This is a genomic window from Pseudokineococcus basanitobsidens (genome assembly GCF_037482545.1).
GTDB classification, from domain to species: domain Bacteria; phylum Actinomycetota; class Actinomycetes; order Actinomycetales; family Quadrisphaeraceae; genus Pseudokineococcus; species Pseudokineococcus basanitobsidens.
This window is the reverse complement of sequence record NZ_JBBIAA010000026.1, coordinates 17,856-39,713: the sequence shown is the minus strand read 5'-3', so window position 1 is coordinate 39,713 and position 21,858 is coordinate 17,856. Positions and strand designations below refer to the sequence as shown.

Here is a 21,858-nt window from a genome sequence, read left to right as displayed (position 1 = left end):
GCAACCGGCTGACCCCTCGCCCAGGGGAATCTTCGCGTCAGCGGCCTGAGGCGGACGAGGCCGGGGACTTCTGCAGGTCGCCCGGCGCGGACGGGCTCAGACGTCTCGGCGCTGCAGCACCACGAGGCCGGCGACGAGCGGCACGACCGCCCAGCCGACCAGCGTGAGCACCGCGGCGGTGGTGCTCAGCACCGGGTCACCGGCGTACAGGCCGATCGAGCCCGCGGCCGTGCTGGGGATGTGCTCGGTGGCCGTCTGCACCCAGTCCCACGGCACGAGCCCCAGGAGCGGGGGACCGATGAAGGTGAGGGCGACGAGCGCCGTGATGGCGCCCGCGGTGCTCCGCAGCAGGGTGGCCAGGCCGAGACCCAGCAGCGCCGTGGCGACCATGGAGGCGGTCGTCGCGAGGACGGCCGGCCACGTGCCCGGGTCACCGAGGGCGAGCGACGCGGACGCCGGGAGGAAGGACTCGCCCAGGAGGAAGCCGGCGACGCTGACCACGAAACCGACGGGCGCGGTGACGAGCACGAGCAGCACCGCCTTGGCCAGCAGCACCGGCCAGCGCCGCGGGACCGCCGTGAGGGTGGCCGTGGCCGTGCCGGTGGAGTACTCGCCGGACATCACCAGGGCGCCGAGCACCCCCAGGAGCAGGGTCCCGAGCGTGGTGGAGGCGAGGACCGAGGCGCCGAGCGCGTCGGCCCCGAGACCTCCCGGCGGTCCGCCGGGAGGGGGCGTGCCGGCCTCGGTCGCGTCGATGGCCTGGGAGGAGCCCCAGCCGGCGATCGTGGCGAGGCCGACGCCGAGCACCACCACGAGGAGCAGCAGGAACCACGTCGAGCGCAGCGACGCCAGCTTGGTCCACTCCGCGCGCACGACGCGGGCGAGGCCGACGCGCCCGGAGCCGGTGGGGACCGAGCCGGCCGGGGAGGTGCCCCGGGCGGTGTCGTGAGCGGTGTCGTGCGAGGTGGTCGTCGTGCTCATCGGGCGGCTCCTGCCGGTGCGGTCGCGGGGGAGTCGGCGGCCGGCCCCGGCGCGTCCGTCCGGTACTCGCGGCTGTCGCGGGTGAGGGCCATGTAGGCCTCCTCCAGCGAGCTGCGGCGCTCGGCCAGCTCGTGCAGGACGACGCCGTGGCGCGCGGCGAGCTCGCCGATGCGCGCCGCCGGCGCCCCGTGCACCTCGAGCGCGCCGCCCTCGCCGGGCCGAGCCGTCGCCCCGACGCCACCGAGCAGGACGGCGAGCCGCGCCGCCTGGGGCGAGCGCACCGTCACGGCGGAGTCCTGCGTCCGGGCGACGAGCTCGGAGACGCTCGTGTCGGCCAGCAGGCGCCCGCGCCCGACGACGACGAGGTGGTCGGCGGTCATGGCCATCTCGCTCATGAGGTGGCTGGACACGAGGACGGCGCGGCCCTCGGCCGCGAGGCCCTTGAGCAGCGTCCGGATCCACAGGACGCCGTCCGGGTCGAGGCCGTTGACCGGCTCGTCCAGCAGGAGCGTGCGCGGGTCGCCGAGCAGCGCCGTCGCCATCCCGAGGCGCTGGCCCATGCCGAGCGAGAAGCCGCCGACCCGCTTGCGGGCGACGGCGGTGAGCCCGACGAGGTCGAGGACCTCGTCCACGCGACGGGCCGGGATGCCCTCGGTGCGGGCGAGCGCGAGCAGGTGCGCGCGGGCGCTGCGGCCCGGGTGGACGGCGCGCGCCTCGAGCAGGGCGCCGACCTCGCGCAGCGGCGCGCGGTGGTCGCGGTACCGCCGGCCGCCCACGAGCGCCGCGCCCGACGACGGCCGGTCCAGCCCGAGCAGCAGCCGCATCGTCGTCGACTTGCCCGCGCCGTTCGGGCCGAGGAAGCCCGTCACGGAGCCGGGGCGCACGGTGAACGACAGGTCGTCCACGGCGACCTTGTCGCCGTAGCGCTTGGTGAGGCCGCGGGCCTCGATCACGGCGGGCTCCTCTCGCCTGGGGGTCGGTGGTCGCCGACCCCGTCGCCGGCGCGGCCCAGGCTACGGGCGGACCGGACCTCCCCGTGTGGACCGGCTCCTGCGGCGTCCACCACCATGCGGGGCGTCCCGCCGCCCGCCGCCGACGAGGAGGTCCCGTGGAGCAGCTGCACCTGGTCTACGCGATGGTCGGGGTGCTCGGCGTCGCCCTGGCGCTGGTGAGCACGGTCGTCCGGCGCTCGCCGATCAGCGAGCCGCTGCTCGCGCTGGTGCTCGGGGTCCTCGTCGGCCCGGCCGTCCTCGGCCTCGTCGAGCTCGACGACGGCACCCGCGACGTGCTGCTCCTCGAGGGCACCCGCCTGCTGCTCGCGTGGTCGGTGATGGCGGCGGCGCTGCGCTTCCGGTGGTCGGGCCTGCGGTCGGTGGTCCGGCCCGTCGCGCTGCTGCTGCTCGTCGTCATGCCGCTGGCGATGGTGGTCGGCGGGGCCGCCGCGCTCGCGGCGGGTCTGCCGCTGGGCCTGGCGCTGCTCGTCGGGGCGTGCCTGTCGCCGACCGACCCGGTCCTCGCGTCGTCCGTCGTCTCCGGCGGCCCGGCCGAGCGCGACCTCCCCCTCCGCCTGCGCCAGGCGCTGACGGCGGAGAGCGGCGCCAACGACGGGCTCGGCCTGCCGTTCGTGCTCGTGGGCCTCGCCGTCGTCCTGCCGGGCCTGACCGCCGGCGGGGCTGCCGTGGAGATGGTCCGCGAGGTCCTCGGCGCCGTCGTCGTCGGCGCGGTGCTGGGGACGGTCGTCGGCCACCTCGTGCCGGACGCCGACGACCGCCGGGCGCTCGCCGGGGGGCCGCGGCTCGTCCTCACCCTGCTGCTGGCCGTCGCCGTCCTCGGCGTCGCCCGGCTGGTCGGCACCGACGGCGTCCTCGCCGTCTTCGTCGCCGGCCTCGCCTACAACCGGGTCGTGCCGACGTCGGACCGAGAGCCGCAGGACTCCCTCGACGAGGCGGTCAACCGCTACGCCGTCCTGCCGTTCTTCCTCCTGCTCGGCGTCGTGCTCCCGTGGTCGGACTGGGCCGCGCTCGGCTGGGGCGCCGCCGTCCTCGCCGCCGCGGTGCTGCTCGTGCGCCGCCTGCCCGTGCTGCTGCTCCTGCACCGCCCGCTCGGGCTCTCCTGGCGCGAGGGCGCCTTCGCCGGCTGGTTCGGCCCCATGGGCGTCAGCGCCGTCTTCTACCTGGCGTACAGCCTGGACGAGGGGGTCAGCGACCCGCGCGTGTTCGCCGCCGGGACGCTGGCCGTCGCGGTGAGCGTCGTCGCCTTCGGCGTCACCGCGGCACCGGCGACGCGCGCCTTCGGCCGCGCGCACGGCAGCGGCCGGACGCGGCACAGTGGGTCGTCGTGAGCGGCGACGAGACGCGGGGTGGCACGCCCCGCCGGTTCCCCCGCCGGGTGTACGGCACGGGGGACGAGCCCGACCCGCGCTTCAGCCTCGCCAACGAGCGCACCTTCCTCGCCTGGGTGCGGACGGCGCTGGCCCTGCTCGCCGCGGGGGTGGCCGTGGAGGCCCTGGCGCTGCCCCTGCAGGAGGTGCTGCGCCAGGCCGCCGCCCTGCTGTTCGTCGTGCTCGGCCTGCTCGCGGCCGCGCAGGCCTGGCTCGGGTGGGCCCGCGTCGAGCGGGCGATGCGCCGCGGTCGTCCACTGCCCGCCCCGTCGCTGTCGGCCCTGGTCGCCGGCGGGGTCGTCGTGGCCGGCGTGCTCCTCGTCGTCGGGCTGCTGCTGTGAGCGGCACGGCGCTGTTCGACCGCGGCGCCCAGCCCGAGCGGACCCTCCTCGCCTGGCGGCGCACGACGCTCGCCCTGGCCGTGGCCAGCGCGGCCGTCGTGCGCTTCGTGACGCCGGAGCTCGGGTTCCCCGCCGTGGTCGCAGGAGCGGCCGGCCTGCTCCTGTGCGGCCTCGCCTACGCCACCACGTCAGCCCGCTACCGCCACGTCACCACGCGGCTCACCGGGGACGCCGACGTCGCGGTGCCCGCGTCGCCCGGTGCGGCGTGCGCCGCGCTGGCGGGGGCGCTCGTCGCCGTCGGCCTCGGCGCGCTCGCGTTCGTGCTGGTCAGGGCCCTCCCGTGAGCGGGGACGACGCGCAGGGGCGGGGACGTCCGGCGTGCTGCGCGCCGTCGGCCGCGGACGTCGTCCAGCCGACGCAGGGCCCCGTGCGGGGCCCGCTGCCGTCGTCGGCGACGGGGCCGGCGGCGGCCGGCGGGGCGCACGGGGACCACCGTGTCGAGCAGGTCGTCGTCCCGGCGCAGACCTTCCTCATGGGCGACGCGCGCGGTGACGGCCGGCCCGCCGACGGCGAGACGCCGGTGCACGAGGTGGAGCTCGACGCCTTCTCGGTGGACGCGACGACCGTGACGAACTCCGACTTCGCGCGCTTCGTGGACGCCACCGGGTTCCGCACCGAGGCGGAGGTGTTCGGCTACTCCGCCGTCTTCCACCTCGCGCTCGCGGCCCCGCCCGAGGACGTCCTCGGGCAGCCGCCGCAGACGCCCTGGTGGCTGGGCGTGCGCGGCGCCGACTGGCGGCACCCGGGCGGGGCGCGGTCCGACCTGGACGGGCTCGCGGACCACCCCGTCGTCCACGTCAGCTGGAACGACGCCGTCGCGTACGGCACGTGGGCCGGGCGCTCGCTGCCCTCGGAGGCGCAGTGGGAGTGCGCCTCCCGCGGAGGGCTCGTCGGCGCGCGCTACCCCTGGGGCGACGAGCTCACCGGCGAGTGGGCCTGCAACATCTGGCAGGGCGACTTCCCGACGCGGAACACGCGCGAGGACGGCTTCCTCACCACGGCGCCGGTGCGCACCTACGCGCCCAACGCCTACGGCCTCTGGCAGACCGTCGGCAACGTCTGGGAGTGGTGCGCCGACTGGTCGGCCGCCGACACCTACCGCCGCTCCCCGCGCCACGACCCGCGCGGACCCGAGGCCGGCGCCGAGCGCGTCATGCGCGGCGGCTCGTACCTGTGCCACGACTCGTACTGCAACCGCTACCGCTGCTCGGCGCGCTCGTCGAACACCCCCGACTCCTCCACGGGCAACGCCGGGTTCCGGACCGTCGGCCGGGCCTGAGGCGTCGGTCGCTCAGCTCTGGCCGGGCGGCCCGTTCGCCCGGTCCCGGCCGCCGCCGAGGCCGAGCCAGCGGTCCACGAGCAGGCCGACGACGAGGCTGGCCACGAAGGCGACGCCGAGCCGCACGACGAAGCCGAGGCCGGGCACGAGCAGGTCGACGAGCAGCAGGGCCGCGATGATGGCCACGAACCGCAGCACGAAGGACGTGGCCCGGGGGTGTCGGCGCAGCATCCCGACCACGCTACGGCCCTGCGCCGCGCACGGACCGCTCTCGACGAGGAGACCGCATGACCAGCACCCGTGACCCGGACCTGCCTCGCACGCTCGACGTGGACGCGGTGATGGCGCAGCTGACGCGTGAGGAGAAGATCTCCCTCGCCTCGGGCCAGGACTTCTGGCACACGCAGGGCGTGGAGCGGCTGGGCGTCCCGGCCGTGATGGTCACGGACGGCCCGCACGGGCTGCGCAAGCAGCTCGGGGTGTCGGACCACGTCGGGATCAACGCCAGCGTGCCGGCGACGTGCTTCCCGCCCGCCGCGGGCCTGGCGTCCACGTGGGACCCGGACCTGCTGCGCCGCGTCGGCGAGGCCCTCGCGGACGAGTGCCGCGCCGAGCGGGTCGCCGTGCTGCTCGGCCCCGGCGTCAACATCAAGCGGTCGCCGCTGTGCGGGCGCAACTTCGAGTACTTCTCCGAGGACCCGCTGCTCGCGGGCGAGCTCGCGACCGCGCTCGTCGACGGCGTCCAGAACCGTGGCGTGGGGACGTCGCTCAAGCACTTCGCGGCGAACAACCAGGAGACCGAGCGGATGAGCGTCTCGGCCGAGGTCGACGAGCGCACGCTGCGCGAGATCTACCTGCCGGCGTTCGAGCGGGTCGTCACGCGCGCGCAGCCGTGGACGGTCATGTGCTCCTACAACAAGGTGAACGGCGTCTACGCCAGCCAGGACCCCTGGCTGCTCACGCAGGTGCTGCGCGAGGACTGGGGCTTCGAGGGGCTCGTCGTCTCCGACTGGGGCGCCGTCGACGACCGGGCGCTCGGCGTCGCGGCCGGCCTCGACCTCGAGATGCCGTCCTCCGGCGGCGTCGGTGAGGCGAGCATCCGCGCCGCCCTCGAGGCCGGGACCCTCACCGAGGCGCAGCTCGACGCCTGCGTCCGGCGGGTGCTCGAGCTGGTCGCGCGGGCGCTGCCCGCGCTGACCCCGGGGCAGACCTTCGACGCCGACGCGCACCACGCCCTGGCCCGGGAGGCGGCCCGGCAGAGCGCCGTCCTGCTGACCAACGACGGTGTGCTGCCGCTGGACCCGAGGAGCGGCGGGCGCATCGCCGTCGTCGGCGAGATGGCGCGCAGCCCGCGCTACCAGGGGGCCGGCTCGTCGCAGGTGAACCCGACCCGGCTCGACGACGCCCTGACCGCGCTGCGGGAGGGCACGAGCCGCGAGGTCGTCTTCGCGGCCGGGTACGCGCTCGAGGGCGGCGCCGACGACAGGGTGGACGACGCGCTCGTCGTGGAGGCGGTCGAGGCCGCGCGCGGCGCGGAGGTGACGCTGCTGTTCCTCGGCCTGCCGGCGTCGTACGAGTCCGAGGGGTACGACCGCACGCACCTCGACCTGCCGGCCGCGCAGGTCGAGCTGCTGGAGGCCGTGCGCGCCGTGTGCGACCGGGTCGTCGTCGTGCTGTCCAACGGGTCGGCCGTGGCGGTCGAGGGGTGGGTGCACCACACCTCCGCGCTGCTCGAGGGCTGGCTGCTCGGGCAGGCCGGCGGCTCGGCGACGGCCGACCTGCTCTACGGCGCGGTGTCGCCGTCCGGCCGCCTCGCGGAGACGCTGCCGGTGCGGCTGGAGGACACCCCGGCGTACGGCGCGTTCCCCGGCGACTCCGGCGTCGTCCGCTACGGCGAGGGCCTGCTCGTGGGCTACCGCTGGTACGACACCCGGCGGATGGCCGTGTCGTTCCCCTTCGGGCACGGCCTGTCGTACACGACGTTCGAGCACTCCGGCCTGTCCGCGGAGGTCTCGGGCGCGGGGCAGGGCACGACCGTCGACGTGCAGCTCGTCGTCACGAACACCGGCGGGCGGGCGGCGGCGGAGGTCGTGCAGGTGTACGCGGCGCCGCAGCGGCCGGGCGTGCTGCGCCCGGTCCAGGAGCTCGTGGGCTTCGCCCGGGTGGCCCTGGAGCCCGGTGCCTCCGAGCGCGTCTCGCTGACGCTGTCCGCCCGCGACCTCGGTCAGTGGAGCGAGGTGCACGGGCGGTGGGTCCTCGAGGGCGGGCCGTACGAGGTCCGCGTCGGGGCGTCGTCGCGGGACGTCCGCCAGGCCGCCGTCGTCGAGGTCGAGGGCGAGGACCTCACGTCGCCGCTGACCCCCCAGTCCGAGGCGGGCACCTGGCTCGCGCACCCCGTGGCCGGGCCGCGCCTGCGCGAGCGGCTGGGGGACGCCGTCGCCGCGCTCGACGACCCGCAGAACGGCGCCATGATGCGGGCCATCCCGCTCGTGCGGCTCGCCCGCTTCCCCGGCTTCCCGGTGCGCGAGGACGACCTCCCGGCGATGGCGGAGGAGGCGTCCGCGGGCTGACCCCGATGTGTGGCCATGTCGGGGCCTGACGAGGCCCGCGCACCCCGACATGGCCACACGTCGGGGGCGCCCGGTCGGCACCGCGACGGCATCGCCCCAGGGGCCGCCCGTGACGGGATCGATGCGCGCACACCCTGGCCACGGGCCCGAGCCGGCTGCCACGCTCGGCCGTCGTGAGGGCAGTCCGTGGGGGAACGGGCACGCGCGGCCGTGCCGAGGTGCCGACGAGCGGTGAGGCCGCCGACCGCTGGAGCCGCACGCTCCGGCGGCGAGGGGCCGTCGTGCTCGCCGCGTTCTCGGTGCTCTGGGTGCTCGTCGCGGCGTCCGGGGTCGCAGGCGCTCCGGCCTGGGGCCTGCGCGGGGCCGGGCTCGTGGTGGCGCTCGTCCTCGTGGCCCTGGCGCACCGACCGCGGCGGGCCCGGGACGGCGTCACCGAGCGGCTGCGCAGCCAGCCTGCCGGGTGGCGGCGGCTGGTGGGGCGCACCAACGTCTTCCAGGCCGTCGTCATCGTGCTCGTGGTGCTGCTCGGTGCCCTGACCGACGTCCCGCAGGTCGTCGCGCCGCTGGTCGCGGTCGTCGTGGGCGTCCACTTCCTCCCGCTCGCCCGTGCCTTCGACCAGCCGGAGTACCGGTGGACGGGCGCCGGCATGGCCGTCGCGGGAGCCGTCGGCATCGGCCTGCTCGTCGCGCTCGTGCCGCACGACGTCGTGCGCGTCGTCGTCGGCGCCCTCGCCGCCCTGTCGCTGTGGGCGACGGCGGGAAGGCTGGCGCTGCGCCCCTGACGACGGCGCGCGGTCGGGTGACCGGTCGGCGGGGTGGCAGGGTGCGCCCGTGCTCCTGGCGGCGGCGGTGCTGGCGGCCGTCGTCCTCGGGGCGACGGCGCAGCGCATCACCGGCCTCGGCTTCGCCCTGACGACGGTGCCCGTGCTGTCGCTCGCGCTGGGCCCGCTCGGGGGCGTGCTCGTCGTCAACGTGTGCGCCGCCATGACGAGCTCGTTGATCCTCTGGCGGCTGCGCCGGGACGTCGACTGGCGCCGTTACGCGCTGCTCATCACGGCCGCGGTCGTCGGCATCCTGCCCGGCTCGGTGCTGGCGCAGTCGGTCCCGAGCGCCTGGCTCGAGCTCGTCGTCGGCCTCCTCGTGCTGGCGGCGCTCGCGGCGTCCCTGCTGGCGCGACGGGCGCCGGCGATGACGGGCCGCGCGCCGGCGGTCGTCGCCGGCGTCGCCGCGGGGGTGATGAACACGACGGCCGGCGTCGGCGGCCCCGCCTTCAGCGTCTACGCGGTCGCGAGCCGCTGGCCCCAGCGGTCCTTCGCGGCGACGCTGCAGCCGCTGTTCATCTCGACGGGACTGGTCTCGTTCGGCTCGAAGGTCGCCATCGACGCGAGCGCGCTGCCGCCGCTGGCGTGGTGGGTGTGGGTCGGCATCGCCGGCGCCCTCGCGGTGGGCGTCCTCCTCGGCGACCGCGCGTCCCGGCGCATCAGCCCCGGACGCGCCCGCGCGGCGCTGCTCGTGGTGGCGGCGGCGGGCGCCGGGACGATCGCCGTGCGCGGCGCGGTCGACCTGCTCGGCGCCTGACCGCCACCGCTTCGCCACTGCCAGCCCCTGGGCCCCGGGCCACGAGTGGCAGGCTGCGCCGACGTGACGACGACGGCGGCGCTCGTGGTGGCCCTCGTCCTCGTCGTCGGTGCGGCGGCCCAGCGCGTCACCGGTCTGGGCTTCGCCGTCGTCGCGGCGCCGGTGCTCGTGCTGCTCGTGGGGCCGTCGCCGGGCGTCGTCCTCGTCAACCTGCTCGGCGCGGTGGTGGCGCTGCTGGTGCTCGCCCGCGTGCGGCGCGACGTCGACCTCCGTCGCGTCGTGCCCGTCACCGCCGCGGCGCTGGTCGGCGTCGTCCCGGGGCTGCTGCTCGCCCGCGCCGTGCCGTCGGCCTGGCTGGAGCTCGTGCTGGGGGCGCTCGTGCTCGCCGCGCTGGCCTTCTCGGCGCGGTCGGCGGGGCGCGAGCCGGTTCTGCACGGCCTCGGCCCGGCCGTCGGCGGCGGCGCGACGTCGGGCGTGCTGCACGCCGCGGCCGGCCTCGGCAGCCCGGTGCTCAGCGTCTACGCCGTGCTCAGCGGGTGGCCGCAGCGCTCGTTCACGGCGTCGGTGCAGCCGTGGTTCGTCGTCGTGGGGGTCGTCGCGGCCGCGGTGGAGGTCCTCCTGCAGCCCACGGCGCTGCTGCGGCTGCCGTGGTGGCTGTGGGCTGGCGCGGTGCTGGCGGCGGCGGTGGGGGTCGCGCTCGGCGAGCTCCTCGTGCGGCGGCTCAGCCCCGCCGCGGCCCGGCTCGGGCTGCTCGTGCTGTCGGTGCTGGGGGCGCTGAGCATCCTGCTCGAGGGGCTCGTCGGCGTCCTCGTCCGGTGACCCGCCGTGCGCGCCGGCCTCGGGCGGAGCACGGTGGCGCCATGAGCGAGACCACCGACCAGCCCGTCGCGCGGCCGAGCGCCGTGCACCACGTCCGCCTGACCGTCACGGACATCGCGCGGTCGAAGGCCTTCTACGGCCGCCTCCTCGGCGTCGAGCCGGCCATCGACTTCAGCGACCAGGCGGACGACCCGGAGGCGCGCTCGGACCCGCAGCGCTTCTTCGCCGGCTGCACGTTCCCGGTGGGGGACCAGCTGCTGGGCCTGCGCCCGGTGGCGCCCGCGGGCGACCGCTTCGACTCCACGCGCGTGGGTCTCGACCACGTGGGCCTCGCCGTCGGCTCGGTCGACGACCTGCACGCCGCGGCGCAGCGCCTCGAGGACGCCGGCGTCGAGCACGGGGAGGTCATGGAGATGCCGCAGATCGGGATGGCGATCCTCTCCGTGCAGGACCCCGACGACATCAACCTCGAGCTGATGACGCCGCTGGGGTGACCCGGGGCTCTCACGTCACCCGGAGGCCGGCTGCACGAGGACGTGTTCTACGTCGACGTCGTGCAGCCGGTCGGCGTCAGGCGCTGGCGGAGCGCAGGGCGAGCACCACGACGGCCAGCACGAGCGGCACCGCGGGCGCGACGACGTTCTTGTCGCCGACGCGCAGGTGGGCGACGAGCGCACCGAGGAAGTACAGGACGACGCCGACGCCGGCGAGGACGCCGATCCAGCCCAGCGGCCCGACGAGCCCGACGAGCAGGCCCACGGCGCCCGCGATCTCGAGGTAGGCCAGGACCCGCACGAGCCGGTCGGAGGCGCCGACGTGGCGCATGATCCGCATGATCGTCGCGTCGTGGGTGAGCTTGCCCCGCGCCGAGACGACGAGCAGCGCGGCGAGGACGATCGACAGGACGACGGTGGCGACGAACACCAGGGACCTCCGGAGGTGACGGGGCGCCGCGGGCCGCGGCGACGCTCACTCTGGCGGTGACGCGGACCCGGCGCCAACAGCCCTCGTCATCCACAGGGGTCGCGCTTTCACCGGTTCGTGGCGGTGCTCCCTGGCTACGGTCGGCCGGTGCGCCCCCTGCTGCCCGTCGTCGCCGCCACCGCGGCGCTCGTCCTCGCCGGCTGCAGCGAGCCCGAGCCGGGGAGTCCGCTGCCCACGGGTGGTGCGGTGGCGACGAGCGCGGCACCGACCGAGGCGACGAGCACGGCACCGTCGGTGAGCGCGTCGCCCACGTCTGACGCGACGGAGACGCCGACCGCGGAGCCTTCTGCCGTGCCGACCGAGGCACCGACGCTGCCGCCCGAGGCGACGACGAACGACGCGGCGGGAGCTGAGGCGTTCGTGAGGCATTGGTTTGATGCCGTGAATTTTGCGTATGACAATCTCGATGCCGAGCCAATGCTGGCGGTCTCGTCGGATGAGTGCGACGTGTGCAGGCAGATCTCGAGCGAGGTTGATGAGTACAGGGCACAAGGTCTTCGCGTTGAGGGGGGGACTTTCGCTCTCAACGAAGCAGTAGCGCCGACGCCGGATGGCACAGGCGTCACGATTGTCGCGGTCGCCTATAGCCAGGACCCATACCGAGTCATTAGTGACAATGGCGAAGCGCGCGACGTCAGCGGAGAGTCCGCTTCCTTAGGGGCTGTGCTTCGGTGGGAGGGAGAGGAATGGCGCATGTTCGGGCTCGGTACCTGATTGCAACTTCGTTGGCGCTTCTCGTAGTGACAGCTACACCCTTATGGGGCTTCGCCGACAACGGTGACGTAGGCCGGAGCCTCGCCACCAAGGCTCGTGGCTCCCATATTGATCTTGCTGCGCAGGCACGCGGCGAGCAGCCCGAGCCGCAAACGCCCGGGCGCAGCGCGAATGAGGCGCGTCCGGTGGGTGCCTCCATGGCAAGAGGCGCGGAGGTTGCACCCGACCCCTACGTCTATCGACTCGAGCCCGGCTGCTCCGGGAACGACCCGAACGGCGGTCTCAACACCGACTGCACGGCTACGCGAGCCGTCTGCCCACCCGGCCAACTGATGTTCTTCCGCTGGCGCGCACCGGCGACGGACGGCGTCCAGAGCGGTGACTGGGTGCAGCAGGGCCGGCAGTGCCTGACGCCGGCCCAGGCGGTAGACCCCGAGGCCGTCGCGGCCGAGCCGGAACCGGTGGTTCTCCCCGTCATGACGCAGGCCGACTTCCAGCGCCTCCCGCTCCCGGCGGGCGCAAGCACCGTTCAGCCGACCGGCGGTGAGGTCCTGCTCAACACGCCGACGAACACGTACGCGGAGGCCGAGCCGGTCGAGCTCCAGACGGAGCTCGTCGGGTTCCCGGTGACCGTCCGGGCGACGCCCGTCGCCTACACCTGGGACTACGGGGACGGCACCGTCGTCGGGCCGACGTCCGACCCGGGGGCGCCGTGGCCGGACCTGCGGGTCACGCACGCCTACGAGACGCCCGGCCGGTACGCCATCACGCTCACCACGCACTACGAGGGGGAGTACTCGGTCCAGGGCGAGCCCTTCCTGCCGATCCCCGGCCAGGCGCAGGTGACGAGCGAACCGCTGCCCGTCACGACGTACCAGGGCCAGAACGTCCCCGTCGCCGACACCTTGGGGTGAGCGGGTCGACCCACCCCACCGACGAAGGTGCGCGCCCTCGTCGCGGTGCGCCGCGACGAGACGACACAGGGCCCACCTCCGACGGCGGCCGGCCAGCCAGGTCCTGGTCGTCCTGAGGATGTGGACCGACGACGCGGTCAGGCGCGTCCTCGGTCCACAACGAGCGTCGGGTGACCGGCGTGGCGTCTCCAGGGAGCCCGCGCGGGCGCCGATGGTCGCGGGGTGCCCCGCCCGTCCTCCCGTCCGTTGGTCGTCGTCGCGATCCTCGGAGCCCTCGCCGCCGGCTGCGGGACGGCGAGCGCACCCGGCGCGGGCACGACGACGGCGCCCACCCCCGACGGGACCGCCGCCGCGCCGAGCGCGTCGGCGACGCCGCCTGCGTCGAGCAGCCGGCCCGCGTCGGTCCCCGAGCCGTCGACCACAGGACTGTCCACCACGGAGCCGGCGAGCCCCGCACCGCCGACCCCGGAGCCGTCGACGCCCGACCCCGCTCCGGGGACGGCGCTCGCCGCGCTGGCGACGCTCGAGGTCAAGGGTCGGGCGCCGACGACGGGCTACGACCGCGAGGCGTTCGGTCAGGCGTGGGCCGACGTCGACCGCAACGGCTGCGACACGAGGAACGACGTGCTGCGCCGAGACCTCGTCGACGTCGTCCTCGACGCGCGCACCGCCGGCTGCGTCGTCCTCACCGGCCTGCTGCCCGACCCGTACACCGGCGAGACGCTCGAGTTCACCCGCGGCGTGCAGACCAGCTCGCAGGTGCAGGTCGACCACGTCGTCGCCCTCTCCGACGCGTGGCAGAAGGGCGCCCAGCAGTGGGACGCCGCGACGCGCGAGGCCTTCGCCAACGACCCGCTCAACCTCCTCGCCGTCGACGGCCCGACCAACGGCGCGAAGGGCGACGGCGACGCCGCGACCTGGCTGCCGCCCCAGCGCGCGGTCCGCTGCGGCTACGTGGCCCGGCAGGTCGCGGTGAAGGTCGCGTACGGCGCGTGGGTCACCCCCGCCGAGCGGGACGCCGTCGCGCGCGTCCTCGCCGACTGCCCCGACGAGCCGCTGCCGACCGCCGACGCGACGGGGACGCCGCCGCGCGGCGCGGGCCTCGACGTCGCCGGCGTCGCCGAGCGCGAGCCGGCCCCCGAGCCGGAGCCGGAGCCGGAGCCGGAGCCGGAGCCGGAGCCGGAGGAGCGAGAGCCCGCGGCCGAGGCCCCCGCCGACGACGCTGCCGGCGGGGCCGACCCGCGCTTCGACACGTGCGGCGCGGCGCTGGACGCCGGCTACGGCGAGTACCTCGCGGGTACCGACCCGGAGTACGACTGGTACCGCGACGCCGACGGCGACGGAGTCGTCTGCGAGGGCTGACGCGGCTGGTCCTCCGCGAGACCTCGTCAACTGCTCAACCACGACGTCGGTCGGCCGATGACGCAGGTGCGGGCACCCCCGCACCGGTCGCCCGGTGCGGTCACCGGTGCACCGCCGGTCGGCGACGTTCCGCGCGCCGTCGCCCCCGCCGTCTGGAGGTCCCGTGGCTGCTGCCGTCGCCGTCGTCACGGCTGCCGACGGCAACGTCTGCGCGACCGGCAAGCGACGACCGCGGCTGCTCCAGTGGATCTACGACCGCAGCACCCGCAGCAAGATCGTCGCGACGGCGGTGCTGGCGACCCTGCTGCCGCTGGCGGCGGCCGGCGTGCTGGTCGCCGGGCACGCCCGCGCGACGGCCGCCGGGACGGCGGGGGAGGGCGTGTGGACGGGAGCGCTCGTCCTCGCGGGCGGCCTCGTCGTCGTCGGCGTCGCCCTGTCCGCCGCGTGGGCGCTCTCCTTCGCCAAGGGCCTCGAGGGCGGGATGCAGGACATCCGCGACGTCGCCCTCGCCCTCGCCGACGGCGACCTCACGCGGGCGAGCTCCTACGGCACGAAGTGCGAGCTCGGCGAGATGAGCCTCGCGCTCGACACCGCGGTCATGAACCTGCGCGACCTCCTGCAGGAGGTCTCGGCCGCCGCGGACGCCGTCGCTACGTCGTCGCAGGACCTCTCGACGTCCTCGAGCCGCATCTCGGCGTCCTCGGAGAGCACGAGCGCGCGGGCGGAGGTGGTCTCGGCCGCGGCGGGCGAGGTCTCCCGGACCGTCGGGTCCATGGCCGCCTCGTCGGAGCAGATGGGTGCCGCGATCGGGGACATCAGCCGGCACGCGGCCGAGGCCGCGCAGGTGGCGGCGGACGCCGTCGACGCCGTCGCCGGCACGAGCGCGACGGCGCGGCGGCTGGGGGAGTCCTCCCAGCAGATCGGCGAGGTCGTGAAGGTCATCACCTCCATCGCCGAGCAGACGAACCTCCTGGCCCTCAACGCCTCCATCGAGGCCGCCCGCGCCGGGCACGCCGGCCGGGGCTTCGCCGTCGTCGCGCAGGAGGTCAAGGACCTCGCGCAGGAGACGGCTCGGGCGACCGAGGGCATCACCCGCCGCGTCGAGGGCATCCAGGGCGACACCGCCGGGATGGTCGACGCCATCGGCCGCATCGGTGCCGTCATCGACCACATCGCCGCGTCGCAGACCTCCATCGCCTCGGCCGTCGAGGAGCAGACGGCGACGACCGCCGAGATGGTGCGCTCCGTCACCGAGGCCGCGACGGCGTCCGGGGAGATCGCCGCCACCATCGAGGGGGTCTCGACCGCGTCCGCGACGACGACGCAGTCCCTGGCGAGCAGCGAGGTCGTCGTCGACGGGCTCGCGCGGCGGGCCGCCTCCCTGCGCACGGCCGTGGGGCACTTCCGCTTCTGACCCGCGGGCGCGGCCGGACCGAGGCCGTCGGCGGGTGCGGCGGGGCGACGGCTCAGAAGGAGAAGGAGGCGATGAGCGGCAGCCGGTAGACGCCGACGAAGGCGGCGACCAGCACGACGGCGAGGAGCACGGCCACGGCGACCCGGCGGCGCTCGCGGAGACGGAGGGCGCAGACCGCGGCCAGCCCGAGCGCGCCGACCACGAGCTGACCCACCCAGTACGCGGTCGGCGTGGTCGCGCCCACGACCGCGAGGCCGTAGACGCCCTCCCCGAGGACGACGCCGGCCAGCACGCCGGCCGCGACCGGCGCGAGCCGCCGCCGGTCCGTGCGCACCCACTGCACGCCGGCGCCGACGACGGGTCCGGCCAGGAGCGCCGCGAGAGCCCAGAAGGTGGCCGTGCCCCAGCCGTAGGTGTATCCGCGCAGCTCCGAGCCGAGGCCGTACCCGGCGTCCATCCCGAGCAGGGCGACGACGCCGCACAGGGCACCGACGGGAGCCGAGCGCGCCGTCAGGGCCACGAGCCCGGCGACGAGGCACCACGACGACGCCGAGTTGGCCAGCGGGGCCAGGACCTCGGGCAGCCCGAGCTGCGCGTAGGAGGTGAGCACGCCGCCGCCGAGCCCCACGCCCGCCGAGAGGGCGAGCGGTGCGAGGACGCCGCGCACCGTCCCGGCCCCCGCGCCGGTCCGGCTCTGCTGCGTCTGCGTGCTGGTCGCTGCCGTCGCCTCCCGTCGGGGCGCCACCCGCGCCGTTGCCCGGGACGCCGTCCTCGGCTGCCCTGGACGCCGCGCCGGTCGAGCAGGTCTACCGCGAAGCTCACCGGGGTCCTGACCCCCGCGTGCGGCCGGTTCGGGCGACCAGCCGGCCGGGACCGGACCCGCTGCGGCCGGTGCCTCGAGCGCTCTCCTCAGTCGAGGACCTCGTGCGGCGCGTCGGCACCGCCGTCGTCGGCGAGGGCCACGACCACCTTCTCCAGGTGCCCGGTGAAGGGGAAGCCGCGCGGGTAGCGCAGGCTCACGGGCGAGCCCGGGTCGCGGCCGACCTGGAGGCCCTGCCATCCGATCATGAAGCGGGCCGTGGAGGCCAGCGGCTGCGAGCCGACCTCCGCGTCGTCGACGAGGAGCCGGGCGAGCGCCTGCCGCTCGCCCGTCCGCTGCACGGCCACGGCGAGGCGGTGCTCCCCGGCGCCCGGCAGCGCCCCGGCCACGTGGTAGCGCGTGCCCTGGTGGTTGTACTCGTACTGCAGCAGCCCGTCACGGACGAACAGCACGTGGCCGCCGTTCACGTCGCCGTGCGCCAGGAGGACCCCCTCGTCGTGCCCGGCCAGGCGCACATGGGCCTCGATGCGGTAGGACCGGTCGTACACCAGGGGGGTGACGCCGCCCGGGACGGTGTCCATACCCGGGCGCAGCTCGTAGCGGCGACGGCGTCGCGGTGAGGCCGCGCTGGAGTACTGCGCCGCGCGCTCGGCGAAGTTGCGGTCGTCCAGCGGGAAGACGGAGTACCGCTCGGCCTCGGACTCCCAGCGTCCGACGAGCTCGTGCAGGACGTCGGAGCGCTCCTGGGCGAGGTCGTGGCACTCCGAGAAGTCGCTGGGCAGGTGGTACAGCTCCCACCGGTCCGACTCGTACGGCGAGTGGCGCTCGTGGTAGGCGACCGCCTTCCAGCCGTCGGAGACCAGCGCCCGGTGCCCGTACATCTCGAAGTACTGGGTGCGCCGGCGGCTCGGCGCGTCCGCGTCGTCGAAGGTGTAGCGCATCGACGTGCCGTGCACGGGCATCTGCGGCACGCCACGGCGGACCTCCGGGGCGGCGACGCCCACGACGTCCAGCAACGTCGGGGCCACGTCGACGACGTGGTGGAACTGGGTCCGCAGCCCGCCCGCGGCACCGGCCATGCCGGCCGGCCAGCTGAGGACCAGCGGCGCGCGGACGCCGCCGGCGTGGACGTTCTGCTTGTAGCGCTTGAGGGGGGTGTTGGCGGCCTGCGCCCAGCCCCAGGGGTAGTTGCTGTGGCAGCGCCAGGTCCCGATGTCGTCCAGCCGGGCGAGGGACTCCTCGGTCGTCGTCGTGTCGCCGTTCTCGTAGGCGAGGGTGTTGGTGTTGCCGAGGGCCCCACCCTCCTGGCTGGCGCCGTTGTCGCTCATGAGGACCACGAGCGTGTTCTCGCGGCGGCCGAGGTGCTCCAGGTGCGCCATCAGCCGGCCGAGCTGGTCGTCGGTGTGCTCCAGCATGGCGGCGAAGGCCTCCTGCAGCCGGGCCATCACCGTGCGGTCGTCGTCGGACAGGTCCGCCCAGGGCCGGACGCCGTCGTTCAGGGGTGCGAGCTCGGTGTCCGGGGGGACGACGCCCAGCTCCTTCTGCCGGGCCAGGCGCCGCTCGCGGACGACGTCCCAGCCCTCGTCGTAGCGGCCGCGCTGGGCCTGCAGGTACCGCTCGGGGGACTGGTGCGGGCAGTGCGCCGCACCGAGGGCGAGGTAGAGGAAGTAGGGGGTGTCCGGCGCGACGGAGACGCGGTCGGAGACGTGGTCGATGGCGCGGTCGACGAGGTCCTCGGTGAGGTGGTACCCCTCCTCGGGCGTCGCCGGGGGCTCGACCCGCGTGTTGTCCTGCACCAGCTCGGGCAGGAAGTGGTCGCTGAGCCCCTCGAGGAAGCCGTAGTAGCGGTCGAACCCGCGGCCCAGCGGCCACTGGTCGTACGGCCCGGCCGACGTCGTGCGGTCCATCGGCGCCAGGTGCCACTTGCCCAGCGCGGCGGTGCTGTAGCCGGTGTCCCTCAGCACCTCCTGCACCATGGCGGCGGCGTGGGTCACCTGGCCGCGGTAGCCGGGGAAGCCGCTGTCGGCGTTGGACAGCATCGACATGCCCACCGCGTGGTGGTTTCGGCCGGTGAGCAGGCTCGCCCGCGTCGGCGAGCACAGCGGGGTGACGTGGAAGTTGGTGTACGTCAGCCCCTCGGCCGCCAGCGCGTCCATGGTCGGGGTGGCGATCTCCGAGCCGAAGCAACCCAGGCTGCCGAAGCCGACGTCGTCCAGGACGACGAGGACGACGTCCGGGGCCCCCTCGCGCGGGCGCGCCGGCTCGGGCCACCACGGGGTGGAGTCCGCGTAGGTACGCCCGACGTGCCCCTCCGGCGGGGTGGTCGGGGTCTCGGCCGGCTCGCTCATGCTCGGGCTCGTCCTCTCGGTCGTCGCGAAGTTGTCCGACGGCCGGGGCCGACCGCGTCGCTAGCGGGCCCGCGCCGACAGGAGGGCGCGGGCGAGGGACTCGTCCACGACCAGGGTGTCCACCCAGCCCACGCGGCTGACGGTCGCCACGGCGCCGGCGGACTCGGCGCCCCAGCTCGTGGCGACGACCGTGGGGGTGCTGCGGATCTGGTCGAGGGTCGCGGCCACGACGCGGTCGTCGAGGATCTCCGGCAGCAGCGCCCCTGAGTCGTCGAAGACACGCCCGCTGATCTCGCCGACCGCGCCGAGGTCGACACCGCGCTGCTGCACCTCGGGAGACAGCCGGCGGAAGACCCGGGACCGGGACGAGCCCCAGGCGCCGATCGAGACCACCGCACGGTCGAGGTGGTCGGCGCGGGCGAGCGCGTGAGCCACCTCGGGGCTGCGGCGCAGGGCCGCCGCCGACACCGCGTCGTCCACGACCATGGGGGCGTAGATCGGGTAGGCGGCGCCACCGCCGAGGGCGGCGGTGCGCCGCACCAGCTCGATGCCGCTCGACGTCTCACCCTCGACGAGCAGGTGGCCCGCGAGCTGCACGACCGTGCAGCGCTCGATGCTGGCCAGCTGCTCGACCATGCTGGCCTCGACCCGGCTCCACGCCAGGCCGAGCACCTCGTCCTCGACGACCTCGGTGCTGAGCAGGTCGGCCAGGACCCGGCCGAGGTTGCGCACGACGACGGCGCTCGTCTGGTCGGGGACGGCCGCGACGACGACCGCCCGCCGCACGCCGAGGTGGTCCTGCAGCGCGGCGCCGAGGTCGCCGTCGACGAGCCCTCCCGTCGAGATCGCGATCGTGACGAGGCCACGGTCACGGGCCTCACGCAGCAGCCGGGCGACGTGGAAGCGGCTGACGCCGAGGCCCTCGGCGATGGAGACCTTGGACTCGTCGTCCACGTAGTACCGACGCGCCACCGACGCCAGGAGCGCGGCGTCGTCGGGCTCTCGGCGCACGGGGCGGGCGGCGGGACGTCGGGGCACCCGGCATCCCTACCACGCGGCGACCCGGGGGTTGCTGCGGTCCTCGACGGCGACGAGCGTCTCCAGGAGCCGCTCGGTCAGCGCGCGGCGGAGGTCGGCGGAGCCGGCGTCGTCCCAGAGGTTCACGAGCTCGTCGGGGTCCGCTGCCAGGTCGTACAGCTCGCCCTCCAGGCGGCCGGCGAGCGCGGGGCGCCCGTGCCAGAGCACGATCTTGTGGTCCCCCACCCGCAGGGCGGTGGTGTGGATGGGAGGGTCCTGCGGGAAGTTGCTGTCGCGGTAGACCACCAGCGCCCAGTCCCGCCCGGCCCCGTCGACGCCGCGGGCCACCTCGGCGAGGTCCTGGCCCTGCGCCCGGGGCAGCGCCACCCGCGTGCCGGTGGCGGCGAGGACCGTGCTCGTCACGTCGACGGTCTGCACGGGGCTGCCCACCCGGCGCCCGGCCGGCAGGTGCCCGGGCCAGCGCGCGATGAGCGGCACCTTGACGGCGCAGTCGTACATCATCGGGCCCTTGAGGACCATGGCGTGGTCGCCGAGCATCTCGCCGTGGTCGCTCGTGAAGACGACGAGCGTGTCCTCGGCGATGCCGCGCTCGCGCAGCGCTGCCAGGATCCGGCCGGTCTGGTCGTCGACCTGGGTGACCATGGCGTAGTAGTCGGCGACGAGGCCCTGGATCTCCTCCGGCGAGTAGTCCTGGAAGCCCGGGGCCGTGCCGGCGTAGGACGTCCGGGAGTAGCCGAGCTGGGGGGACGGCTTGGACGACAGCTCCTCCACGCTCCCGACGGGGGTCGGCAGCGTGGCAGGCTCGTAGAGGTCGCGGTAGGCCGCGGGCGCACCGAAGGGGTGGTGCGGGTCGAAGAAGTTGGCGACGAGGAACAGCGGCTGGGCGTCCGGCCGGTCGGGGTCCTCGATGAACTCGACCGCCTTCTCGGCGACCCAGGTGCTGTAGTGCGCCTCGGGGGTGATGGTGTCGAGGAACAGCGCCCCCCGGGCCTTGTTGCCGGCCTCGGAGTCCCACGGCCGATCGCCGACGGTCGAGCGGTACTCGGCGTAGACCTCGGGGTGCTTCTCGGCGAGCCACTGCTGGTAGCGGTTCTGCGGCGAGGTGTGCGTCGGGTCGTGCGCCCACTCGAAGACGCGGAACCCGTCGTCGACGCGCTCCTCGGTGCGTCCGCCCGCGGCGGCACCGAGGTGGAACTTGCCGACCAGCCCGCAGTCGTAGCCGGCGTCGGCGAGGACCCGCGACAGCAGCCGGTGCTCGTCGGCGAGCTGCACGCCGTTGGCCCACAGGCCGTGGTTCTGCGGGTACATGCCCGTCATCAGGCTGGCCCGGGAGGGCGCGCACATGGGGCTCTGGGCGTAGGCGTTCTCGAAGAGGACGCCGTCGGAGGCGAGCTCGTCCAGGACCGGGGTACGGATGTGCTCGTTGCCGTAGCAGCCGGCGGCGTCGTAGCGCTGCTGGTCGCTGGAGATGATCAGGACGTGGGGGCGGCGCTGGTCGGGCATCGCGGGCTCCTTCGTGCGTCGGTGGGCGAGCAGGTGCGGCGGACTGCCTCCGCGGCGCTCAGGTGGTCCGGCCGGGGGCGACGCGGTCCAGCCGGTCGAGGTCGGCGCCCTTGGTCTCCGTCCCGCGCAGCGCGACGAAGATCGCCAGGGCGCCGAAGCCGACCCCGATGAAGGCGAAGTAGGGCAGCCAGCCGATCGCGGTGATCGTCCCGGCCGTGAAGAGGTTGAGGCCGATGAACTGGCCGAGCTTGCCGCTCGCGCTCCCGAAGGACTGCCCCGTGGCGCGGATCCGGGTGGGCAGCTGTTCCACCGACCAGGGCCAGAACGGGATCGGTGCGGTCTGGGTGCAGACGGCGAAGACGCCGAAGGCGACGACGAGCCCGACGGGCGAGCCCTCCAGCAGCCCGGTGGCGAGGGCGGCGACGGCGGCCACCGAGCAGATGCCCACGGCCAGCGGCTTGCGGCCGAGCTGGTCGAGCACGAAGTACTGCCCGACGATGTTGGCGATGACGTAGACGACCGAGAGCGACGCGCTGAGCAGGAGGGCCTGCGAGCCGCTGAAGTTCACCACCTGGCTGAAGATGAGCGCGGTGTAGATGAACGGCGGTCCGCCCAGGAACGAGACGACGGCCCAGTAGCTGGAGAAGAACGCCACGAGCCTGCGGTACTCGGGGGTGCGGACGATGGTCCCGAGCCCCGGTGCGGCCTGCGGCGTCTCGGCCGGCGCGGCGGCCTCGGCCCGTCGCGCCAGCA

At 75.3% G+C, this 21,858-nt stretch carries 22 protein-coding genes; 13 read left to right on the top strand and 9 right to left on the bottom strand.

The genetic code is table 11. The features are described from left to right. Nucleotides 1-96: 96 nt before the first annotated feature. Both WDZ17_RS14965 and WDZ17_RS14960 read right to left on the bottom strand, forming a co-directional pair. Nucleotides 97-981 (bottom strand): ABC transporter permease subunit, encoded by an 885-nt coding sequence (locus WDZ17_RS14965; RefSeq protein WP_339575977.1) that lies wholly within the window; start codon nucleotides 979-981, stop codon nucleotides 97-99. Beyond that, nucleotides 978-1,934 carry an ABC transporter ATP-binding protein gene (locus tag WDZ17_RS14960; RefSeq protein ID WP_339575976.1) on the bottom strand — a complete coding sequence of 319 codons (957 nt, stop codon included), beginning with the start codon at nucleotides 1,932-1,934 and terminating at the stop codon, nucleotides 978-980. Before WDZ17_RS14960 ends, WDZ17_RS14965 begins: the two co-directional genes overlap by 4 nt. 155 nt (nucleotides 1,935-2,089) lie before the next feature. Between WDZ17_RS14960 and WDZ17_RS14955 the strand changes: the two genes are divergently transcribed. The 4 genes from WDZ17_RS14955 to WDZ17_RS14940 all read left to right on the top strand — a co-directional run bounded on the left by WDZ17_RS14955 (nucleotide 2,090) and on the right by WDZ17_RS14940 (nucleotide 5,041). Next, nucleotides 2,090-3,322, top strand: coding sequence for a cation:proton antiporter domain-containing protein (locus WDZ17_RS14955; protein WP_339575975.1), 1,233 nt, complete (start codon nucleotides 2,090-2,092; stop codon nucleotides 3,320-3,322). Next, complete coding sequence (locus WDZ17_RS14950; protein WP_339575974.1) at nucleotides 3,319-3,702, top strand: YidH family protein; 384 nt, start codon at nucleotides 3,319-3,321, stop codon at nucleotides 3,700-3,702. The genes WDZ17_RS14955 and WDZ17_RS14950 overlap by 4 nt, the downstream gene beginning before the upstream one ends. Then, nucleotides 3,699-4,046, top strand: coding sequence for a DUF202 domain-containing protein (locus WDZ17_RS14945; RefSeq protein WP_339575973.1), 348 nt, complete (start codon nucleotides 3,699-3,701; stop codon nucleotides 4,044-4,046). Before WDZ17_RS14950 ends, WDZ17_RS14945 begins: the two co-directional genes overlap by 4 nt. Nucleotides 4,047-4,141: 95 nt before the next feature. Then, nucleotides 4,142-5,041, top strand: a complete 900-nt coding sequence (locus WDZ17_RS14940) for a formylglycine-generating enzyme family protein (RefSeq protein WP_494516976.1) — start codon at nucleotides 4,142-4,144, stop codon at nucleotides 5,039-5,041. Nucleotides 5,042-5,053: 12 nt separating this feature from the next. Here WDZ17_RS14940 and WDZ17_RS14935 read toward each other — a convergent pair whose 3' ends face one another. After that, nucleotides 5,054-5,272: a hypothetical protein gene (locus WDZ17_RS14935; protein WP_339575971.1), complete on the bottom strand. Its 219-nt coding sequence runs from the start codon at nucleotides 5,270-5,272 to the stop codon at nucleotides 5,054-5,056. A 56-nt stretch (nucleotides 5,273-5,328) separates the two neighbouring features. Between WDZ17_RS14935 and WDZ17_RS14930 the strand changes: the two genes are divergently transcribed. The 5 genes from WDZ17_RS14930 to WDZ17_RS14910 all read left to right on the top strand — a co-directional run bounded on the left by WDZ17_RS14930 (nucleotide 5,329) and on the right by WDZ17_RS14910 (nucleotide 10,502). After that, on the top strand, nucleotides 5,329-7,611 hold the full coding sequence (locus WDZ17_RS14930) for a glycoside hydrolase family 3 C-terminal domain-containing protein (RefSeq protein ID WP_339575970.1): 2,283 nt from the start codon (nucleotides 5,329-5,331) through the stop codon (nucleotides 7,609-7,611). A 173-nt stretch (nucleotides 7,612-7,784) separates the two neighbouring features. Next, nucleotides 7,785-8,393 carry a hypothetical protein gene (locus tag WDZ17_RS14925; RefSeq protein ID WP_339575969.1) on the top strand — a complete coding sequence of 203 codons (609 nt, stop codon included), beginning with the start codon at nucleotides 7,785-7,787 and terminating at the stop codon, nucleotides 8,391-8,393. Nucleotides 8,394-8,442: 49 nt separating this feature from the next. Continuing rightward, nucleotides 8,443-9,189: a TSUP family transporter gene (locus WDZ17_RS14920; protein ID WP_339575968.1), complete on the top strand. Its 747-nt coding sequence runs from the start codon at nucleotides 8,443-8,445 to the stop codon at nucleotides 9,187-9,189. A gap of 63 nt (nucleotides 9,190-9,252) precedes the next feature. Beyond that, complete coding sequence (locus WDZ17_RS14915) at nucleotides 9,253-10,008, top strand: TSUP family transporter (protein ID WP_339575967.1); 756 nt, start codon at nucleotides 9,253-9,255, stop codon at nucleotides 10,006-10,008. A gap of 41 nt (nucleotides 10,009-10,049) precedes the next feature. Continuing rightward, nucleotides 10,050-10,502, top strand: a complete 453-nt coding sequence (locus WDZ17_RS14910) for a VOC family protein (RefSeq protein ID WP_339575966.1) — start codon at nucleotides 10,050-10,052, stop codon at nucleotides 10,500-10,502. A 76-nt stretch (nucleotides 10,503-10,578) separates the two neighbouring features. On the opposite strand, the gene WDZ17_RS14905 is transcribed toward WDZ17_RS14910, so the two are convergent. Next, complete coding sequence (locus WDZ17_RS14905) at nucleotides 10,579-10,932, bottom strand: DoxX family protein (RefSeq protein ID WP_339575965.1); 354 nt, start codon at nucleotides 10,930-10,932, stop codon at nucleotides 10,579-10,581. Between the two features lie 147 nt (nucleotides 10,933-11,079). Between WDZ17_RS14905 and WDZ17_RS14900 the strand changes: the two genes are divergently transcribed. The 4 genes from WDZ17_RS14900 to WDZ17_RS14885 all read left to right on the top strand — a co-directional run bounded on the left by WDZ17_RS14900 (nucleotide 11,080) and on the right by WDZ17_RS14885 (nucleotide 15,396). Further along, nucleotides 11,080-11,706 carry a DUF6318 family protein gene (locus WDZ17_RS14900; protein WP_339575964.1) on the top strand — a complete coding sequence of 209 codons (627 nt, stop codon included), beginning with the start codon at nucleotides 11,080-11,082 and terminating at the stop codon, nucleotides 11,704-11,706. Between the two features lie 197 nt (nucleotides 11,707-11,903). Then, complete coding sequence (locus WDZ17_RS14895; RefSeq protein WP_339575963.1) at nucleotides 11,904-12,620, top strand: PKD domain-containing protein; 717 nt, start codon at nucleotides 11,904-11,906, stop codon at nucleotides 12,618-12,620. A gap of 222 nt (nucleotides 12,621-12,842) precedes the next feature. After that, nucleotides 12,843-13,982, top strand: coding sequence for a GmrSD restriction endonuclease domain-containing protein (locus tag WDZ17_RS14890; RefSeq protein ID WP_339575962.1), 1,140 nt, complete (start codon nucleotides 12,843-12,845; stop codon nucleotides 13,980-13,982). A gap of 163 nt (nucleotides 13,983-14,145) precedes the next feature. Continuing rightward, nucleotides 14,146-15,396 (top strand): methyl-accepting chemotaxis protein, encoded by a 1,251-nt coding sequence (locus WDZ17_RS14885; RefSeq protein ID WP_339575961.1) that lies wholly within the window; start codon nucleotides 14,146-14,148, stop codon nucleotides 15,394-15,396. 52 nt (nucleotides 15,397-15,448) lie between these two features. On the opposite strand, the gene WDZ17_RS14880 is transcribed toward WDZ17_RS14885, so the two are convergent. The 5 genes from WDZ17_RS14880 to WDZ17_RS14860 form a co-directional block, all read right to left on the bottom strand. Continuing rightward, entirely contained in the window at nucleotides 15,449-16,141 is a 693-nt protein-coding gene (locus WDZ17_RS14880) for a DUF6518 family protein (protein WP_339575960.1), read from the bottom strand. A gap of 164 nt (nucleotides 16,142-16,305) precedes the next feature. Further along, entirely contained in the window at nucleotides 16,306-18,564 is a 2,259-nt protein-coding gene (locus tag WDZ17_RS14875) for an arylsulfatase (protein ID WP_339575959.1), read from the bottom strand. Between the two features lie 60 nt (nucleotides 18,565-18,624). Next, complete coding sequence (locus tag WDZ17_RS14870) at nucleotides 18,625-19,602, bottom strand: sugar-binding transcriptional regulator (protein ID WP_339575958.1); 978 nt, start codon at nucleotides 19,600-19,602, stop codon at nucleotides 18,625-18,627. A 9-nt stretch (nucleotides 19,603-19,611) separates the two neighbouring features. Beyond that, a complete protein-coding gene (locus WDZ17_RS14865) occupies nucleotides 19,612-21,105 on the bottom strand; it encodes a sulfatase family protein (protein WP_339575957.1) in 1,494 nt (497 codons plus the stop codon). A 58-nt stretch (nucleotides 21,106-21,163) separates the two neighbouring features. Then, nucleotides 21,164-21,858 (bottom strand): MFS transporter (locus WDZ17_RS14860; RefSeq protein ID WP_339575956.1); only part of this gene is annotated, 695 nt, incomplete at its 5' end.